This is a genomic window from Halomonas sp. KM-1, from assembly GCF_000246875.1.
Taxonomy (GTDB): Bacteria; Pseudomonadota; Gammaproteobacteria; order Pseudomonadales; family Halomonadaceae; genus Halomonas; species Halomonas aerodenitrificans.
The window spans coordinates 1-18,191 of record NZ_BAEU01000032.1; the positions used below are offsets into that span (position 1 = coordinate 1).

The window sequence follows — 18,191 nt, forward strand, 5'->3', positions numbered from 1 at the left end:
CCGGCGCAGCGGTGGCAGAAACCACGTCGCGCTTGCGGCGCATCTCGAAGGTCACCACCGCGATCATCACGGGGGCGACGGCCACGATGCACAGCGCAATCCACCACAGGCGGCCGAGCCAGAAGCCCACCTCGCCCGGTATGCCGGCGTCGATGGGCAGCCCCAGGCGCTCGCCCAGCCAGGCGGCCGGCAGTTCGGCGAGCTTGTGCCAGAGGTAGAGCGGCATACCCAGGGCGCCGAGGATCGTCACCGTGCGGTCGATTCGGCGGCGCTCCAGCAGGCGGCGTACGGGGGCTTCGAAGGTCAGCGCGGCACCTACCTGAACCCACATCACGCCGACCAGCGCCAGGGTGGGTGGCAGCAGATTGCTGGGCACGCCGAAGGCGCCGTCGACCATGGCCACGGGGTAGCCCGAGGCCACGGCGGCGGCCAGCCACATCAGCCCGAGTAATAGCAGGGCGAGGCCGCAGCCCAGGCCGGAGAAGCGCCCGCGCTTCCAGGCGATGCCGAGTTGCTGCGGCAGCAGCCAAACCACCGCGGCGTTGAGCCAGCCGATGCCGCCACCGTTGGCGGTGACGCGAGCGCCCAGCTCCAGCAGCTCGCCGGGAGAGCTAATGCCGGCGCGCAGCAGGTCCACTGCGGCGGCGATCAGCAGCAGCCCTGCCACGGCCTTGAGCCCCCAGCGGTTGTCGGCCCACACGCTCAGCGGTAGCAGCGCCTGCACGCCCAGCAGCATCATCAGGAACCAGAGGTGAACGGTGAGCGAGTGGTTGAGCGGGCCGAGCAGGCGTCCGCCGGTATAGGCCGCCAGCAGGACGAAGGCCACCAGCACTGCCAGGTAGGTAACGGTGGGGCGGGCCAGGCCCAGAGCCCGGCCCGCCCACCAGTGCAACTGGCGCTGGCCCTGATCCAGCCGACGCTGGGCGCCATCGGCGCTGACCGCGGCCGAGACGAAGACGAACAGCGGCACCACCTGCAGCAGCCAGGTGAGCACCCCGGCGCCGGTCCACACCAGCAGCAGGTGGTCGGTGGTGGTCATCAGGCCGTTTTCCAGCCGCGGCAGGGTAGCGATCCAGTGGCCGAACACCACCACCAACAGTGCGCCGGCACGCAGGGCATCGGGATAGCGATCCCGGGCTGCCTGCGGTGCGGCTGCGCTATCCGAAGCCGAGCCCTGCCTGTGGGTTGCCTGTTTCATGATGTTCCGTTCCATTCGATTGGCGCTTGCAAATGGCGTGCGCCTAGTGGATATTAGTTATCGAACAGTGTTTCCTAACATCATCCATGAAACGTAAGCGCCTTGCAAGAACAGTGTGAGAACCGCTGAAACAGAGGAAATCGCCATGGATACCCACACGCTGTTGATCCATGTCCTGCTGTACGTCTTCCTGCCGCTATGGGGAATTGCCGGCTTCGTCGACTGGTGCTGTCACCGTGCCACGCACATCGAGGAGACCTCGGGGCTGAAGGAGACCCTGATGCACTCGGCGATGGGCATTCAGGTGGGCATCCCCATCCTCATGTGCCTGCTCTACCGCATCAACGTGCTGGTGCTGCTGATCTGCCTGCTGGCCTGGGTGCTGCATGAGGTCGTGGCCCACTGGGACGTGCACTACGCCGCTCCCCGGCGTCACATCAGCATCTGGGAGATGCATGCCCACAGCTACCTGGCCAGCCTGCCGTTCTACATGCTGGCGATGATCATGGTGATCAACTGGCCGGTGGTGATCGATCTCGTCTCCCTCAACTGGGCCGGGCAGATACGGCTGATTCCCGTCGAGGTGCCCCACGGCGGCGAACGCTACCTGCCCTATTACCTGACCTTCATGGCCCTGCTGTGCGTGTTTCCCTACATGGAGGAGAACCTGCGCTGCCTGCGTCACTACCTCAAGCACGGAGGCAATCCCGCATGAGCGTCTATATCACCAGTAGCGGCCACTATCTGCCGGGCGAGCCGGTGGACAACGAGCAGATCGAGGCGGTGCTCGGCCTGGTGCACGGCAAGCCGAGCCGGCTCAAGCGCCGCATCCTGCAATCCAACGGCATTCGTCAGCGTCACTACGCCATCGATGCCGAGCACAACACCCTGATCAGCAACGACGAGATGGCCGCCCGGGCGGGCCAGGCCTGCCTCGACGACAGCTTCCTAAGTAAATCACGGCTCGAGATGCTCAGCGTGGCCACCAGCCAGGGCGATCTGGTGCTGCCGGGGTTCGGCAGCATGGTCCAGGCCGAGCTGGGCGTGGCCGGCGTGGAGCTGCACAGCAGCCACGGCATCTGCTCGAGCAGCATGATGGCGCTCAAGGCGGCTTACACCGGGCTCAAGGCCGGTGAGCACGACAATGCCCTGGTGATCGCCAGCGAGCTGGCCTCGCGGCTGTTCAAGGCCAGCCGCTACGAGGCGGTGGCGCAGGAGGTCGACTTCAATGCCGAGTTCCTGCGCTGGATGCTGTCGGACGGCGCCGGGGCGCTGCTGCTGGAGAGCGTGCCGCGCCGGCGCAGCTTTCGTATCGGCTGGATTCGCGGTTTCTCCCACGCCGACGCCTACCCGGTGTGCATGAGCGTCGGCCGGGCGGTGGGCGATGCGCGCAGCTGGCAGGATTTCGCCACCTACGCCGAGGCGGAGGCCGCCGGCGCCCTGCTGATCCGTCAGGACGTTCGCCTGCTCGACAACATCGTCAAGCTGGGGGTGGACGGCCTGCTGCGGCTGATCGACGAAGGGCGGGTCGAGACGGGGCGGATCGACCACGTGCTGTGCCATTACTCGTCGCACTATTTCCGCGGCAAGATCTTCGACATGTTGACCCAGGCCGGCGCGGCCATCCCCGAGGAGAAGTGGTACACCAATCTCTATACCCGCGGTAACACCGGCTGCGCCTCGATGTTCATCATGCTCGACGAGTTTCGTCGCACCCAGAGCTACCAAACCGGCGACACCATCCTGTGCATGGTGCCGGAGAGCGGTCGCTTCAATAACGTCTACATGCAGCTCACGGTCGTGGAGGAATAACCATGGAAAGCAAGGTCACCACCCAGTTGGGACAGGAGTGCCTGCAAGGGTTGATGCGTGTGTGGTTCGACTTCGAGCGCCAGCTGGGGCGGGTGCCGATCATCCAGCGCCTGGAGCGCGGCAATTTCACCCGCGAGGATTACCGCAGCCTGCTGCTGCACCTGCGCCAGCAGGTGATCGAAGGCGCGCGTTGGATCACCCGCGGCGCCTCCAGCTTCGAGCGTGACTATGCCGACGTGCGCTCGGAAGTGATCGGTCATGCCAAGGAGGAGCATCGCGACTACGAGATGCTGGAGGCGGACTTCGTGGCGGCAGGTGGCGCGCTGGCGGAGATCCGCGCCGGGCAGCGCAACGCCGGCAGCGAGGCGCTGCACGCCTTCATGATGTATCGCGCCAGCCAGCCCAATCCGGTGGATCTGATCGGTGCCATGTGGATCATCGAAGGGCTGGGACAGAAGATGGCGAGCGACTGGGCGCGGCGGATCGACGAGGCCACCGATGGCGACGGCCGTTATACCTGCTTCATGCGCTACCACGGCGAGAACGACGACGCCCACCTGGACAAGCTCTATACGCTGATCGACCGGGTCTGCCGCACGCCGGAGCAGCAGCAGGCGATCCTGCGCACCGCGCGGGTGGTGGCGCGGCTCTATGCCTTGCAGCTGGAGGAGATCGAGCATGGCTGATACCAGGCCGAGGCCGCGTAGCCCCTTTCTGCGCGCGCTGGCGTTCGACGACTCCCTGCCCATCGAGCCGGCGGCGGTGCGGCTGTGGCTGGACGACCTGGAGCGCCCCACGCGCTGGTCGCTGCGCCCGCTGCTGCAGTTCCTGCTGGCCGTGCTGCTGCATCTGATCTGGTTCGTGAAGCGCCTGCCGCTGCCCCAGTTCCGGGCCCACGGCCTGCTGCAGCGGTTGATCTGCTGGTTCTGCACCCACTTCGTCAGCCCCAGCGCCAATCAATTGATCCTGCGCCACTTCGCCACCGAGTCCAACATTCTCAACTTCCTCATCGACAACGGCCCGGAGGTTACGGTGGAGCCGCTAACGCTCTACCCGAGCCGCATCGAGGACATGCTCGACGCCAGCTTCGTCAAGCACGATCAGGAGCTGTTCCGGGTGATCGAGGAGATGGGCTACTGGCGGCAGCGCCCGGCAGCCCTGACGCCGCAGGCGATCAACTGGGCGCACTGGCGTTCGTTGGAAGAGTGCGACTTCGAACTGCCGCGCCGACGTACCCAGGTGCTCGATTTCGAGAGCGCCCATGCGCTGTTCATGTGCCTGTTCTGCCTGCTGCTGACCCGCGAGGAGTACCGCGACGCCATCAATGGCTTCAACCTCGACCAGTCCATCGCCATTCGCGTCGGCCAGCTGATCGGCGACCCGACCCTGGCCGAGATGGCCTATAACAAGTACCCGCACTACCTGGTCGGACCGTGGAACCTGAGCCAGCGCTTCCTCATGCACGGCTTCTTCACCGAGTACCTCTATGCCCGGCTGGAGCGGCTCAGGCTGGCCGAGCATCAACCCCCGAACGGCAGCACGGCAGCGTAGACGGCGAAGTAGTGACAGGTACTGCCGCCGAGCACGAACAGGTGCCAGATGGCGTGGTTGAAGGGGATAGCGCTGATGGCGAAGAACACCACGCCGAGGGTGTAGGTGATGCCGCCGGCAGCGAGCAGCACGATACCGGCCGTGGGCAGGTTGGCGCTCAACGTCTCGCCGGCAAAGACGATCAGCCAGCCCATGACCAGGTAGATGGCGACTCGCAGGGCCGTGAAGCGATGCGGCCAGGCGAGCTTGCAGGCAATGCCGGCCAACGCCAGGCCCCAGACGATGGCGAACAGGGTCCAGCCGGTGGAGCTGCGCATGTTGACCAGCAGGAAGGGGGTGTAGGTGCCGGCGATCAGCAGGTAGATGGCGCAGTGGTCCAGATGCTGGAACAGCCGCTTGAGCCGTGGGTGACGAACGCCGTGGTAGAGCGTGGAAATGGCATAGAGCAGCACCAGCGTCACACCGTACAAGCTGATGCCGACGATCTTCCACGGGTCGACGTGGGCGGCCATGCTAGCCAGTACCAGTAGCACCACGACGCCGACAAGACTCAGCACCGCGCCGATACCGTGGCTGATGCTGTTGAGCAGCTCCTCGATGAGGTGGTGGCGGTGGCCGCCCGTTGTTTCCGTTACTGGCATGGGATCGTTTCCGTCAGGGGCGCCCCGCTGCCGGGTGCGGCTCAGGGCTTGCGTTCGATATCCACGTCGCCGGCCTGGGTGAAGTCGCCCAGCGCCATCATGTGACCGAGCTTGCCCGCCTTGGTGGAGAGGTACTGCTCGTTATGGGGATTGAGACCCGTGGTCAGGGGTACGCGTTCCGCAATGGTGACGCCGGCCTGGGTCAGGGCATCGACCTTGCGCGGGTTGTTGGTCATCAGCCGCAGGCTCTGGATGCCCAGATGTTCGAGCATCGGCACGCAGAGGTCGTAGCGGCGCAGGTCGGCGCCGAAGCCGAGCTGCTCGTTGGCTTCCACGGTGTCGGCGCCCTGGTCCTGCAGGTGATAGGCGCGGATCTTGTTGAGCAGGCCGATGCCGCGGCCTTCCTGGCGCAGGTAGAGCAGCACGCCGCGGCCTTCGTCGGCGATGCGCTTGAGTGCTTCCTGCAGCTGATAGCCGCAGTCGCAGCGCATGGAGAACAGCGCGTCGCCGGTCAGGCACTCCGAATGCACCCGGCCGAGTACCGGCTCGCCGTCGGCCACCTCGCCCAGCGTGAGCGCGATGTGGTCCTTGCCGGTGGCTTCGTCCTCGAAGCCGTGCATGGTGAAGGTGGCCCAGGGCGTGGGCAGCCGGGAGGCGGCGATGAATCGAATGGTCACGGGGTACCTCGGTCAAGACCACGGCGATGGCGGAAGTGAATCCCGCATTCTAGCAGGAACGCCGGCGCGGCTCACGATTGTGCGGTGTCTCCGATCTTGGCCCGGGTCAAGCCGCGTGGAAAAGGATGCGCTACAATGTGGCGACATTTCCCGGGGATGACTGCCTGCATGGATCTCAAGAACGATCGTTTTCTGCGCGCTCTGTTGCGTCAGCCGGTGGACCGCACGCCGGTATGGATGATGCGTCAGGCCGGCCGCTACCTGCCCGAGTATCGCGCGACCCGCGCCGAAGCCGGCGATTTCATGGACCTGTGCCGCAACCACGACCTGGCCTGCGAGGTGACGCTGCAACCCCTGGAGCGCTACCCGCTGGATGCCGCCATCCTGTTTTCCGACATCCTCACCATCCCCGATGCCATGGGGCTGGGGCTCTACTTCGAAACTGGTGAGGGACCCAAGTTCCGCAAGCCGGTGCGCACCGCCGAAGACGTGGCGGCTCTCAGCGTGCCCGACGCCGAGCGCGACCTAGACTACGTGATGCGGGCGGTCTCGACCATCCGCCGCGAGCTCAACGGCCGGGTGCCGCTGATCGGCTTCTCCGGCAGCCCCTGGACGCTCGCCACCTACATGGTGGAGGGCAGCTCGAGCAAGGACTTCCGCCACGTGAAGACCATGCTCTACGACACGCCCAGCGTGATGCACGACCTGCTCGACACCCTGGCCAGCGCGGTGACCGACTACCTCAACGCGCAGATTCGCGCCGGGGCCCAGGCGGTGCAGATCTTCGATACCTGGGGTGGGGTGCTCTCCACGCCGGCCTATCTTGAGTTCTCGCTGCGCTACATGGAGCAGATCGTCGCCGGCCTGATCCGCGACCACGAAGGCAAGCGCGTGCCGGTGATCCTGTTCACCAAGAACGGCGGTCAGTGGCTCGAGGACATCGCCCTGGCGGGGCCGGATGCCGTGGGCCTCGACTGGACCACCGAACTGTCCGATGCGCGCGCCCGGGTGGGCCACAAGGTGGCACTGCAGGGCAATCTCGACCCAAACGTGCTGTTCGCCCGACCGCCGGCCATTCGCGCCGAGGTGGGGCGTATCCTCGACAGCTACGGCGAAGGGCCGGGGCACGTGTTCAATCTGGGCCACGGTATCAGCCAGTTCACCAACCCGGACAACGTCACCGCCTTCATGGAGGCGCTGCACGACCTGAGCCCGCGCTATCACCGTGCCATCCAGCACCAGCATGCCTGAACCCAGTTGGCTCCAGCGCCAGCATGACCGCCATCGTCTATGGACGGTGCTGGCCGTGCTGGCGGCCGTGGCCATTGCCATCGGCAGCCTGACTCCTGGCGACGAGATGCCCACCAACCTGCCGTGGGACAAGTTTAACCACTTCGTCGGCTATGCCGGCCTGGCGGGACTGATCGGTCTGGCCGGGCTGCCGCTGGTGCGCACCTTCATTGCCGTGGTGCTCTACGGCATCTGCATCGAATACCTGCAGATCCCCGTTCCCGGCCGTAGCGGCGGCGACTGGGCCGATATCCTGGCCAATACCCTGGGTGCGGGAACGGCCGTGCTGGTGTTGGCAGCCATCAGACGCTACCTGCTGCGACGCTAAGACACCCAAGCCCATACGACGACGCCCGCCATCGACCGATGGCGGGCGTCGTCGTGTCTGGGTGGTGCTCGTTTACTGTACTTCGGCACGCTCGATGATCACGGCTTCACGGGGCACGTCCTGGAACGGGCCGCGGCTGCCGGTGGGTACACGCTTGATGGCGTCGACCACGTCCATGCCCTCCACCACGCGACCGAATACCGCATAGCCCCAGGCCTGGCCGGAGTGGGTGCCCTGGTGGTTGAGGAAGGCGTTGTCGCTGACGTTGATGAAGAACTGTGCGGTGGCAGAGTGCGGGTCGCCGGTACGGGCCATGGCCAGGGTGCCGCGCTCGTTGCGCAGGCCGTTGTTGGCCTCGTTGGCGATCGGGTCGCGGGTCGCCTTCTGGCGGAAGTCCTGATCGAAGCCGCCGCCCTGGATCATGAAGCCGTCGATCACGCGATGGAACAGGGTGCCGTCGTAGTGACCATCCTGCACGTAGGTGAGGAAGTTCTCGACGCTCTCGGGGGCCTGGTCCTTGAACAGCTCGATGCCGATGGGGCCGTGGTTGGTGTGCAGCACGACGTCGGCCGCCTGGGCGTGGGCAGCGGCCAGCGGCAGGCTGGCGGCGGCGAGCAGGGTGATCAGAGTTCGCTTCAGCACGGTAGCTCCTGTTGTTTGTGATGAGTGTTCCGATGAGTGTGAGGCGGGAAAAACGCTGCGCCTAGGCTTTGTACGAAAAGTCGACGAGCGATGGCCAGACAAGGCAAAAATCGGCGAAAAGACGGAGTTTACGGGGTGTAAATGAGTACTTTGAGCCGATTATTAACGCCGTATGGGCGAGCGCAGACAGTTTTCGTACAGAGCCTAGCTTACGTCCAGACGTGTCCGCTGTCAGGCTCTCGTCACTCGAAGTGGGGCGCGACATCCGGCCGCGCCGTTTTGTTTGACATGGATCACAACCCCACCGTGAAAAGAAGTATTGCGTGTAGATATTTAGCGCCATTGGTCGGACCATTCCTGTCATGCCGGTCGAGGCGCGCCTGCTCTCAGTCTTTCATCCCGTTCGTCTCGGCCACTCACGTTCGTCAGTGACCGGTCGCCGCGCTTCTCTTCGGCACCGGGGAAAGCGGGAGGTGCCGGCCCATGGTGGCGGAACTCGGAAATTTTGCCCTTATCCTGGCGCTGTGCCTGGCGTTGGCTCAGAGCGTGCTGCCCCTGGTGGGCGCCCAGCTCGGTAACGCCCGGCTGATGCGCACCGGTCGCTTCCTGGCCACCGGCCAGTTCGTCTTCCTCTCGCTTTCGCTGGCGGTGCTCACCTGGGCCTTCGTGGTCGACGACTTCACGGTGCGCTACGTGGCTAGCCACTCCAGCCTCACCCAGCCGCTGATCTACAAGGTCACCGCGGTATGGGGCGGCCATGAGGGCTCACTGCTGCTGTGGGTCTTCACCCTGGGCGCGTGGGGCGCCGCCGTGGCCTATTTCAGTCAGTCGCTGCCCAGGGAAATGCTGGCGCGGGTGCTGGCGGTGCTGGGCATGATCTGCGTCGGCTTCATTGCCTTCACCATCTTCACCTCCAACCCGTTCGAGCGCATCGTGCCGGGTCCGCTGGACGGGCGCGGCATGAACCCACTGCTGCAGGACCCGGGCATGATCCTGCATCCACCGCTGCTCTACATGGGCTACGTAGGCATGGGGGTGGTCTTCGCCTTTGCCATGGCGGCCCTGCTCGGCGGCCGGCTCGATGCCGCCTGGGCGCGGTGGTCGCGGCCCTGGACCACGGTGGCCTGGGTGTTCCTGACGATGGGCATCGCGGTGGGCTCCTGGTGGGCCTACTACGAGCTGGGCTGGGGCGGCTGGTGGTTCTGGGATCCGGTGGAGAACGCCTCCTTCCTGCCCTGGCTCACCGCCACGGCGCTGATCCACTCCCTGGCGGTGACCGAGAAGCGCGGCGGCTTCAAGGTCTGGACCCTGATGCTGGCGATCATCACCTTCGCCCTGACGATACTCGGTGCCTTCATCGTGCGCTCGGGCGTCATCACCTCGGTGCACGCCTTCGCCACCGACCCGGAGCGTGGGGTGTTCATTCTCGGCATGCTCACGCTCACCCTGCTCGGTTCGCTGACCGTCTATGCCTGGCGGGCGCCCAGGGTGGGGCTTGGCGGCGCCTTCGGCTGGTACTCCCGTGAATCCTTGTTGCTGGCCAACAACGTGCTGCTGACGGTGGCCTGCACCGCGGTCTTCATCGGCACGCTCTACCCGCTGGCGCTGGATGCCTTCGGGCTGGGCAAGATCTCGGTGGGCCCACCCTACTTCGATGCGGTGTTCGCGCCGGTGATGCTGCCGCTGCTGTTGCTGATGGGCCTCGGCCCGTCGGTGATGTGGAAGCAGGCCAATCCCGGCGAGACCTTCCGTCAGCTGCGCTGGGTGCTGGCGGCCAGCGTAGTGGCCGGCGGGCTGTGGCCGCTGACCCTGGGCGCCTGGCGTCCCATGACGGCGCTGTCGCTGATGCTGGCCGTCTGGATCGTACTCACCGCAGTGCTGGATATGCGCAAGCGCATGGGCTCGGCGCGCCAACCCCTGCCGGCGCGGCTGCGCAAGGTCATGCGGCCGAGCTTCCTGGGCATGCATTTGGCCCATGTCGGCCTGGCTCTGATCGTGGTGGCCATCGCCATGGTCAACACCTACGAGGTGGAGCGTGACGTGCGCCTGCAGCCGGGGCAGAGCGCTTCGGCGGCGGGCTTCGACTTCACCCTGCTGCGCATGGAAAGCGTGCGTGGCCCCAACTGGGATGCAGATCAGGCGGTGGTCGAGGTGCAGCGTAATGGTCGGCTGGTGGCAACGCTGCTGCCCCAGCGCCGCTACTACGACACCCACGCCGAGATGCCCATGAATCAGGCCTCGCTGCATCGCTCGAGCACCCGCGACGTCTACGTCTCGCTGGGCGAGCGGCTGGTGGGCGATGCCTGGAGCTTCCGGCTCTACTACAAGCCCTACATGTTCTGGATGTGGTCCGGCGCGATTCTGCTCTCGCTCGGTGGTCTGCTGGCGGCCTGCGACAAGCGTTACCGTCTGGCCAGCAACCGCGTGGTCAGGCCGCAGCGTCGGTCGGATGAGATCATTGCACGAGCGCAGGAGGCGACCGGCTGATGAAACTGCGCCTGTTACTGCCGCTGGTCGCCACCGTTGCCCTGCTCGGCCTGCTGTTCGTGGGCCTGGGCATGAACTCCCGCGATCTGCCCTCGCCGCTGGTGGGCAAGCCGGCGCCGGCCTTCGCTCTCGAAGCGCTGGAAGACGCCGAGCGCCTGGTCACCGAGCAGGACTTCATCGGCGAGGTGGCGCTGGTCAACGTCTGGGCCACCTGGTGCAGCACCTGCCGCTCCGAGAAGCCGCTGCTGATGGAGCTGGCCCAGGGCGGCATTCCCATTCACGCCTTCAACTACCGCGATGAGCGGGAGGCGGCGGTGCGCTATCTCGGCGTCAGCGGCAACCCTTACCGCACCATTGCCTATGACCCCCGTGGCGATGCCGGCATCGACTGGGGCGTTTACGCCACGCCGGAAACCTACGTGCTCGATGCCGAAGGGGTGATTCGCTACAAGCGCATCGGCCCGCTCTCCCGCCAGCTGCTGCTCGACGAGGTGCTGCCGCTGGTCGAGAAGCTGAGAGCCGAGCAACTGAGAGCGGCGCAGCAGCGCAAGAACGAGGCGAGGAGGGGGGCGCAATCATGAAGCGATCCCTGTTCCTGAGCCTGCTGGGCCTGCCGCTGTGGTTGGCGGCGGGGCTCGCCATGGCCTTGGCCATCGGCCAGCCGCTGGAGTTCGACAGCGAGGCTCAGAAACGCCAATACGACACCTTGGTGCGCGAGCTTCGCTGCACGGTGTGCCAGAGCGAGACCATACATGAATCCAACGCCGAGCTGGCCGCCGACATGCGTCGGCGGGTCTACGACATGACCCTGGCCGGCCACGACGCCGACGTCATCGTCGAGTTCATGGTCCAGCGCTACGGCGACTACGTGCGCTACCGGCCGCCGCTGCAGGCCAACACCTGGCTGCTGTGGGCGAGCCCCTTCCTGCTGATGTTCGGCGGCGCCCTGGTGTGGTGGCGCGTCGTCGTCGGGCGGCGAGGCATGGCCGAGCGCCCCGACTTCACCGAGCAGGAGCGCGCCGTGCTCGAACGGCTGCGTCATGAAGACTGCTCCCGGAGGATGAGATGAACGGACTGTTTCTACTCTTTGCCCTGCTGCTCTGCGTTTTGGCGCTGACGTTCGTGCTCTATCCGCTGCTGCGCGAGCCACGCAGAGAGACGCTGCCGTCGCGCCGGGCGGTCAATGCCAGCGTGCATCGCGACCGGGTTCACGAACTGGAGCAGGACCTTGCCGCTGGCACCCTGACCCAGGCCCAGTACGCCACGGCCGTGGCCGACCTGGAGCGCGAGCTGCTCGACAGCGGTGCCATCGAGCCCGACGAAACACCCTCGGACGCAGGACAAGGTGGGGCGCGTGCGGTGGGCGCTGCCGCCATCGTCAGCATTGCCGTGCTGCCGTTCATGGCGATCGGCATCTACCTGGCGGTGGGGCACGCCGAGGAGGTCTTCGCCACCCAGCATCCCACTGACCAGACGGCGGTCGCCGAGCCGACCGCGGCTACCGAGGCCGAGCTGAGCCGCCAGTTCCAGCTGATGGCGCAGCAGCTCCAGGGCCGCCTGGCCCAGCAGCCGGACGACGTCGAAAGCTGGGTGCTGCTGGGCCGTACCCTGGTATTTCTCGAGGACCTGGACGCCGCCGAACGCGCCTTTCGTGAGGCCATGGCCCACGGCGGCGACGGCGATCCCGATCTGCTCACGCGCTATGCCGATGTCATGGCCGAGCGTCAGGGTGGCCTGAGCGGCGAACCTTTGCGCTTGATCGAACAGGCCCTGGAGATTGACCCCTACCATGCCCAGGGGCTGTGGCTGGCCGGATCCCGGGCCTACCTGGAGGGGGAAATGACGAGTGCCCGCGACTACTGGGAGCGCCTGCTCGACGTGCTGCCGCCGGACTCGCCGGAAGCCGAGATAATTCGCGGCAACCTGGCCCAGGTGACGCAGACCACCACGGAAGGCTGAACCGGAGCTGCCATGATGAAGGAGAAACCTATGAAATCACCGCTGAGTCGTGAGGCCCTGCAGGCCGTCAGGCAGGTACCGCTGTTCTCGGGGCTCGGTGACGAGACCCTGGCACTGCTCACCGACGGCGCCCTGGAGCGCAGCTATCGTCGCGGCACGCTGCTGTTCAGCGCCGGCGAGCCGGCGGACCGCTTCTACGTGGTGCTGAGCGGCTGGGTGAAGCTGTTCCGCGAGAGTTCGGACGGCAACGAGTGCATGGTGGGACTGTTCACCCGCGGCGAGTCCTTTGCCGAGGCGGCGATGTTCGATCGCCTGGGGTTCCCGGTCAACGCCGCCGTCGCCGAGGATGCCCGCCTGCTGGTGTTCACCGCCGATCACTTTCTCACCACCCTGGAGCGCAACCACGGCCTGACGCTCAACCTGCTCGCTAACCTGACGGGCATGCTGCGCTATCTGGTGCGTCAGCTCGACCAGCTGACCAACCAGCCGACCTACCAGCGCCTGGCGGCCTTCATCGTTGCTCTGTGCCCCTGCGAAACCAACCGGGCCACCGTCTGCCTGCCCTGCGACAAGCTGCTCATCGCCGGCCGGCTCGGCATGAAGCCGGAGAGCTTCTCGCGGGCCATGGCCCGGCTCAAGGAGGTCGGGGTGAGCTGCGAGCGCAACTGTGTGCACGTCGAGGACATCGCTGCTCTGCGCCGCTTCGCCAATACCGAAGAAGAGGAGCTGCTTTCGCCGCTGCCCAGTGTGGTGCCGGAGCAGCGAACCGCGGCGATGCGCCCCTGTCGCTGACGCTCACCCCTGCCCATGCCGCCCTCATGCATACCCTGCGCACCGGTCTGCCCAGCGGACCGGTGCTTGCCTGCCGCCGGTTATTTCGCCCCTCTTCTGACATAAGTCAACTCCAGAATGCATCAATTGACAGTGGTCAAGTGAGCCAAAAGTCAAAGCTGCTACTAATGGCGGCAGGTGGGGGGTGGCTGAAGCGCATGGTCGCCGAGCGGTTGAGAAGAAAAGGTCATGCCGGGCACCCGCCAGCCACTACCCGAAGGGGAAACCAAGCGAGGCACGATATGCACAAGCGAGCATTGACCAAGGGGATCTTTGCCCTGAGCTTTCCATTGGCCGCGATGATGGGGATGGGTACTGCCCAGGCCGCGGCCCCGGAAATGACGGCCGAGGAAATGGAGCGCGCCAGCGCCATCTACTTCCAGCGCTGCGCCGGCTGCCACGGCACCCTGCGCAAGGGCGCCACCGGCCCCAACCTGCTGCCCGAAAACACTCAGGAGATGGGCCAGCGCCGCCTGGAGAGCATCATCGCGCTGGGTACCGAAGGCGGCATGAACAACTTCGACGGCATCCTGGATGAAGAGGAGATCACCCTGATCTCGAAGTACATCCAGCAGACCCCGGAAGAGCCGCCTGAGATGTCGCTGGCCGACATCCGCGAGACCTGGCGCATCCTGGTGCCCCAGGAAGAGTGGCCGGACTCGCCCCAGCACGACCGCAATTGGGAAAACTTCATGGTCACCATCCTGCGTGACCGTGGCGCCATGGGCATCATCGACGGCGACACCAAGGAGCTCATCACCGAGGCCGAGACCGGCTATGCCGTGCATGTGGCCAAGTCGAGCTCCGACGGCCGCTTCTGGTACGTCCAGGGCCGTGACGGTCGTCTGACCAAGATCGACCTGTGGATGGACCCGCCCCAGGCGACCGCCGAGGTGTTCATCGGCATCGACGCCCGCGACGTGGCGGTGTCTCACTACGGCGAGTGGGCGGACAAGTACGTCATCGGCGGCGGCTACTGGCCCCCGCACTTCGTGATCGCCGACGCCGAGACCATGGAGCCGCTCAAGGTCGTCTCCACCCGTGGCTACGACACCGAGGGCAACTACGTCCACGAAGCCCGCGTGGCGGCGCTCTACGATACGCCTCATGCGCCCTCCTTCCTGGTCAACGTCAAGGAGACCGGGCAGGTCTGGCAGGTCGACTACAGCGATATCGACAATCTGCGCATCGACCACATTGCGTCTGCCGAATATCTGCACGACGGCTTCTTCGACTCCACCGGCCGCTACTTCATGATCGCGGCGAACTTCAGCCACAAGATGGCCTTCGTCGACACCGTGGAGCGCAAGCTCGTCGGCCTGCTCAACACCGGGCAGATCCCCCACCCGGGCCCGGGTGCCAACTGGATCGACCCGGAGTGCGGTCCGGTGGCCGGCACCACCCACCTGGGCGAGGGCCTGGTGACCTTCTGGGGCACCGATCCCGAGGGCCATCCGGAGCATGCCTGGGAAATCTGCGGCACCGTCGAGACCGACGGCCCGGGCCTGTTCCTGCGCAGCCACCCGAACTCGCCCCACGTCTGGATCGATCAGGCCATGCACCCGGAGGCCGACGTCAACCAGTGGATCATGGTCATGGACAAGGAGACTCGCGAGCTGACTCCGATCCACGTTGCCGACCGTCCCGTCGAGCATGATGCGGTGGCCGTGCACATGGAGTACGACCAGTCCGGCACCGAGGTGTGGGTCTCCATCTGGGCCCGCGGCCGTGGCCACCAGGACGATGGCGCCATCGTGGTCTTCGACGACGCGACCCTCGAGGTCAAGGAAGTCATCGAGAACCTGAACACGCCGACCGGCAAGTTCAACGTCTACAACCGTCTGAAGAAGTACGAGCGCGGCTAAGCCCGCCGGCCGGAGCGCCCCGCGGCGCTCCGGCTTCTTCTTCAGTCGCTTCGCGCGAAGCGCCTGCAGAAGAAGCCGACAGCCCAGGCACCACCGGGAGGCAGGCATAAGCAACAAGCACGACTCGTGGCACGACATTCTGGGGAGAGCGAGATCATGGGGGAGCGTCTACGAAACTGGCGCAGGATCACCATCATGGGGGCATCGTTGGGTGCCGCCGTGGTGTTCTTCGTTGCCGGCATCCTGTTCTGGGGCGGTTTCAACACCGTGATGGAAGCCACCAACAGCATGAAGTTCTGCAGCACGGCGTGCCACGAGATGAGTTGGGTGCACGAGGAGTACCTGGACCGGCCCCACTACCAGAACGCCACCGGCGTCGGGGCCACCTGCTCGGACTGTCATGTGCCTGACTCCTGGGGGCCCAAGATGGTGCGCAAGATCGAGGCCAGCCGCGAGGTGTGGCACTGGATGTTGGGTACCATCAACACCAAGGAGAAATTCGAGGAGAAGCGTCTGCACCTGGCGGAAAACGTCTGGCGTTCGATGCTGCGCACCGACTCGCGTGAGTGTCGCAACTGCCACGACTGGTCGGCCATGGACCTCGAGCAGCAGGCGCCGCGCGCCGCCCGCGAGCACGCGCGTGGATTCGAGCAGGGCCAGACCTGCATCGAGTGCCATCAGGGCATCGCCCACGAGCTGCCCGAAGACTGGGACGAGTCGCCGGTGTGGGCAGCCCGTTTCGAGCACGACGAGCCCGTCACCGATCTGCCGGAGCGCGGCGAGCCGGCCCTGCCGCTGGAAGCCGAGGAGCTGGGCGAAGCCGTGGCGGCCGAAGGCGACATCGCCGCGACCCTGGACTGGAGCGACGTGCCGGCGCTGGACCTGACTCTGTTCCTGCCCGGCCAGGCCTCGATCGAGTGGATCCAGGACGGCAGCTCTCACGGAGGCGGACGCGCCTTCAGCTTCGGCGACCGCTGCGTGTGGTGCCATGCGGGCGAAGAGGCGCAGATCGGAGCGCTGGCCACCAGCGCCGAGAAGATCGAGACCTATGACCTGGGCGACAAGCGTGGCCACATCCCGATGACCGTGCAGGCCTCCTTCGACGATGACTACCTGTTCATGCGCTTCCAGTGGGAAGCCGGCGAGCACGCGCCGCTGCCCTTCGTCGACGGCGGCCGCATGGATCCGGACAACCCCATGAAGCTCACCGTCAGCTTTGCCGACGAGCGGGTCGACATGGCCGACCGCGGCGGCTGCTGGGCCAGCTGTCACCACGACTCCACCTACATGCCCGATGCGCCGGAGGCGGAAGCCCTGGCTCAGAGCGAGCTGGCCGAGCGCCTCGACATGCTCAACGGCGTGACGAAGTACCTCAGCGAGAGTCGCAGCGAGATCGAGATCCGCGGCCGCCGCGGCGCCGCGCGGGGTGGCTGGGACAAGCTCAAGGACGAGGCGGAGATCGCCGAGCTGCTGGGCGGTGGTGTCTATCTCGATATCGCGCGCTACAAGAGCGGTGCCGAGCTCACCGAGAGCGGCTATATCCTCGAGCAGCGACATCTTTCCGAGAGCGAAGCGGTGGTCATGACGGCGACGGAGGAGAACGGCGTATGGACCGCCTATCTGACCCGGGCCCTGCGTACCGGCGTGGAGGGCGACAAGCCGCTCGCCACCGACCGCAAGTACAGCTTCAACGTGGCGCTGCACGATGACTATGCCGCCTCGCGCTTCCACCACGTCTCCTGGCAGTACGGTCTGGCCTTCGACGCCGAGATTCCCGGCGACTTCGAGGAAGACATGGTGGAGATCAACGCCACGCGCATCACACGGTGATGCGTCCGGATCCGAGGAGGAGTGCGCAATGAACATGCACGAGCGGTTTCTGACCACCCTTGGCCTGCTGGGCGCCCTGCTGATCGGCGGGGCGGCCCAGGCCGGCGGCGATGTGGTCGAGATCGAGATGGTCAACAACCGCTTCCAGCCGGATGAACTGGAGGTCAGCGTCGGCACCACGGTGCGCTGGGTCAACGCCGAGCGCCGCTCCAACCACGACATCTATTTCCCCGACGAGGAGATCGCCTCCGGCCGTCTCTTCCCCGAGGAGAGCTGGGAGCGTACCTTCGATGAAGAGGGCACCTACGAGTACTACTGCCAGCCCCATCACAACCGGGACATGGTCGGCGTGATCCATGTCGTGGCGGCCGAACAAGACGATTAGACGATGGCTGTTCAAGCCCAAGGGGAGGACGCATGGCGATGACCACGAAGCTGGTGGCGCTGACGGGTGGGTTGTTCACGGCGCTGGCGCTGATCGTAGCGAGTGTCGCCACCGCGGCTGAAGAGATCACGGGCTACCGCAGCGCCGAGTTCGGTATGTCGTCCGAAGCGGTGCTGGAGCGGCTCGAGCAGGACGGCGTGACGGACATCGAAATACGTGAAACCGAAGACAACGATCGACTCATCGACGGCGAGCTGCAGGTGGAGGGCGAGCCGGTGACCGATCTGCGCTACGTCTTTCCGGCCGGCAGCGACCGGCTGGCCCTGGTGGTGGCCTTTTACCCCGACGTGGCGGATCACGCGGCCGTGAAGGATCAGTTGGTCTCGCAGTACGGCCAACCTTGGGGCGAGGAGATGACCGAGTGGTGGTTCGAGCAGCTCAAGGAGGGCATGCCGGTGGCTCCGAATGACCTGACGATCTGGGGTGGCAGCGAGAGCGAGCGCCAGGAGCGTAGCCGCTTCGTGCGCCTGTGGGCCTTCGACGACTATCTGACGGTGGAGTACCTGGATACCCGGCTGCTGCGCTGACACCACCAGCCGCCAAAGGCAAGCCGCCGCCCGCGGGCGGCGGCAGTCGAGTACTTTGCTCGGACTCGTGCACGAGCTGATTTTTAACGCCGTATGGCCAAGCGCAGG

The 18,191-nt window shown here is 65.8% G+C and carries 19 protein-coding genes; 15 read left to right on the forward strand and 4 right to left on the reverse strand.

Features of this window, described 5'->3' with window-relative positions; all coding sequences use genetic code 11:
* On the reverse strand, positions 1-1,198 hold a 1,198-nt coding region (locus B8115_RS02550; protein WP_010626178.1), incomplete at its 3' end, for an acyltransferase.
* A gap of 145 nt (positions 1,199-1,343) precedes the next feature.
* On the opposite strand from B8115_RS02550, the gene B8115_RS02555 reads away from it, so the two are divergent.
* Genes B8115_RS02555 through B8115_RS02570 form a run of 4 tightly spaced genes read left to right on the forward strand, consistent with a single transcriptional unit; the run spans position 1,344 to position 4,561 of the window.
* Entirely contained in the window at positions 1,344-1,913 is a 570-nt protein-coding gene (locus B8115_RS02555; protein ID WP_010626179.1) for a hypothetical protein, read from the forward strand.
* Positions 1,910-3,010 (forward strand): beta-ketoacyl-ACP synthase III, encoded by a 1,101-nt coding sequence (locus tag B8115_RS02560; protein ID WP_010626180.1) that lies wholly within the window; start codon positions 1,910-1,912, stop codon positions 3,008-3,010. Before B8115_RS02555 ends, B8115_RS02560 begins: the two co-directional genes overlap by 4 nt.
* A 2-nt stretch (positions 3,011-3,012) precedes the next feature.
* Positions 3,013-3,696: an iron-containing redox enzyme family protein gene (locus tag B8115_RS02565; protein WP_010626181.1), complete on the forward strand. Its 684-nt coding sequence runs from the start codon at positions 3,013-3,015 to the stop codon at positions 3,694-3,696.
* Positions 3,689-4,561: a hypothetical protein gene (locus B8115_RS02570; protein ID WP_010626182.1), complete on the forward strand. Its 873-nt coding sequence runs from the start codon at positions 3,689-3,691 to the stop codon at positions 4,559-4,561. The genes B8115_RS02565 and B8115_RS02570 overlap by 8 nt, the downstream gene beginning before the upstream one ends.
* Here B8115_RS02570 and B8115_RS02575 read toward each other — a convergent pair.
* Together B8115_RS02575 and ribA are read right to left on the reverse strand one after the other, a co-directional pair.
* Positions 4,531-5,202 carry a hemolysin III family protein gene (locus B8115_RS02575; RefSeq protein WP_010626183.1) on the reverse strand — a complete coding sequence of 224 codons (672 nt, stop codon included), beginning with the start codon at positions 5,200-5,202 and terminating at the stop codon, positions 4,531-4,533. The genes B8115_RS02570 and B8115_RS02575 overlap by 31 nt on opposite strands.
* 41 nt (positions 5,203-5,243) lie before the next feature.
* Positions 5,244-5,879, reverse strand: coding sequence for a GTP cyclohydrolase II (ribA, locus tag B8115_RS02580; protein ID WP_010626184.1), 636 nt, complete (start codon positions 5,877-5,879; stop codon positions 5,244-5,246).
* Positions 5,880-6,047: 168 nt separating this feature from the next.
* Between ribA and hemE the strand changes: the two genes are divergently transcribed.
* Together hemE and B8115_RS02590 are read left to right on the forward strand one after the other, a co-directional pair.
* Positions 6,048-7,130, forward strand: coding sequence for a uroporphyrinogen decarboxylase (gene hemE, locus B8115_RS02585; RefSeq protein ID WP_085941245.1), 1,083 nt, complete (start codon positions 6,048-6,050; stop codon positions 7,128-7,130).
* The gene (locus B8115_RS02590; protein WP_010626186.1) at positions 7,123-7,497 is read left to right on the forward strand and encodes a VanZ family protein; all 375 of its coding nucleotides are present in this window, start codon (positions 7,123-7,125) and stop codon (positions 7,495-7,497) included. Before hemE ends, B8115_RS02590 begins: the two co-directional genes overlap by 8 nt.
* 72 nt (positions 7,498-7,569) lie before the next feature.
* Here the strand turns inward: B8115_RS02590 and B8115_RS02595 are convergent, their stop codons facing one another.
* The gene (locus tag B8115_RS02595; protein WP_370542915.1) at positions 7,570-8,097 is read right to left on the reverse strand and encodes a peptidylprolyl isomerase; all 528 of its coding nucleotides are present in this window, start codon (positions 8,095-8,097) and stop codon (positions 7,570-7,572) included.
* Positions 8,098-8,622: 525 nt separating this feature from the next.
* On the opposite strand from B8115_RS02595, the gene B8115_RS02600 reads away from it, so the two are divergent.
* The 9 genes from B8115_RS02600 (at position 8,623) to B8115_RS02640 (ending at position 18,083) form a co-directional block, all read left to right on the forward strand.
* Positions 8,623-10,626 carry a heme lyase CcmF/NrfE family subunit gene (locus B8115_RS02600; RefSeq protein ID WP_010626188.1) on the forward strand — a complete coding sequence of 668 codons (2,004 nt, stop codon included), beginning with the start codon at positions 8,623-8,625 and terminating at the stop codon, positions 10,624-10,626.
* Entirely contained in the window at positions 10,626-11,207 is a 582-nt protein-coding gene (locus tag B8115_RS02605; RefSeq protein ID WP_010626189.1) for a DsbE family thiol:disulfide interchange protein, read from the forward strand. Before B8115_RS02600 ends, B8115_RS02605 begins: the two co-directional genes overlap by 1 nt.
* Positions 11,204-11,695: a cytochrome c-type biogenesis protein gene (locus B8115_RS02610; RefSeq protein ID WP_010626190.1), complete on the forward strand. Its 492-nt coding sequence runs from the start codon at positions 11,204-11,206 to the stop codon at positions 11,693-11,695. The genes B8115_RS02605 and B8115_RS02610 overlap by 4 nt, the downstream gene beginning before the upstream one ends.
* A complete protein-coding gene (gene ccmI / locus B8115_RS02615) occupies positions 11,692-12,585 on the forward strand; it encodes a c-type cytochrome biogenesis protein CcmI (protein WP_010626191.1) in 894 nt (297 codons plus the stop codon). The genes B8115_RS02610 and ccmI overlap by 4 nt, the downstream gene beginning before the upstream one ends.
* A 30-nt stretch (positions 12,586-12,615) precedes the next feature.
* Positions 12,616-13,377, forward strand: a complete 762-nt coding sequence (locus tag B8115_RS02620) for a Crp/Fnr family transcriptional regulator (RefSeq protein WP_010626192.1) — start codon at positions 12,616-12,618, stop codon at positions 13,375-13,377.
* Positions 13,378-13,658: 281 nt separating this feature from the next.
* Complete coding sequence (locus tag B8115_RS02625) at positions 13,659-15,281, forward strand: cytochrome D1 domain-containing protein (RefSeq protein ID WP_010626193.1); 1,623 nt, start codon at positions 13,659-13,661, stop codon at positions 15,279-15,281.
* Positions 15,282-15,407: 126 nt separating this feature from the next.
* Positions 15,408-17,111, forward strand: a complete 1,704-nt coding sequence (locus tag B8115_RS02630) for a NapC/NirT family cytochrome c (protein ID WP_202949051.1) — start codon at positions 15,408-15,410, stop codon at positions 17,109-17,111.
* A gap of 28 nt (positions 17,112-17,139) precedes the next feature.
* The gene (locus B8115_RS02635; protein ID WP_010626195.1) at positions 17,140-17,496 is read left to right on the forward strand and encodes a plastocyanin/azurin family copper-binding protein; all 357 of its coding nucleotides are present in this window, start codon (positions 17,140-17,142) and stop codon (positions 17,494-17,496) included.
* A 32-nt stretch (positions 17,497-17,528) separates the two neighbouring features.
* Entirely contained in the window at positions 17,529-18,083 is a 555-nt protein-coding gene (locus B8115_RS02640; RefSeq protein WP_010626196.1) for a hypothetical protein, read from the forward strand.
* The last annotated feature ends 108 nt before the right edge of the window (positions 18,084-18,191 follow it).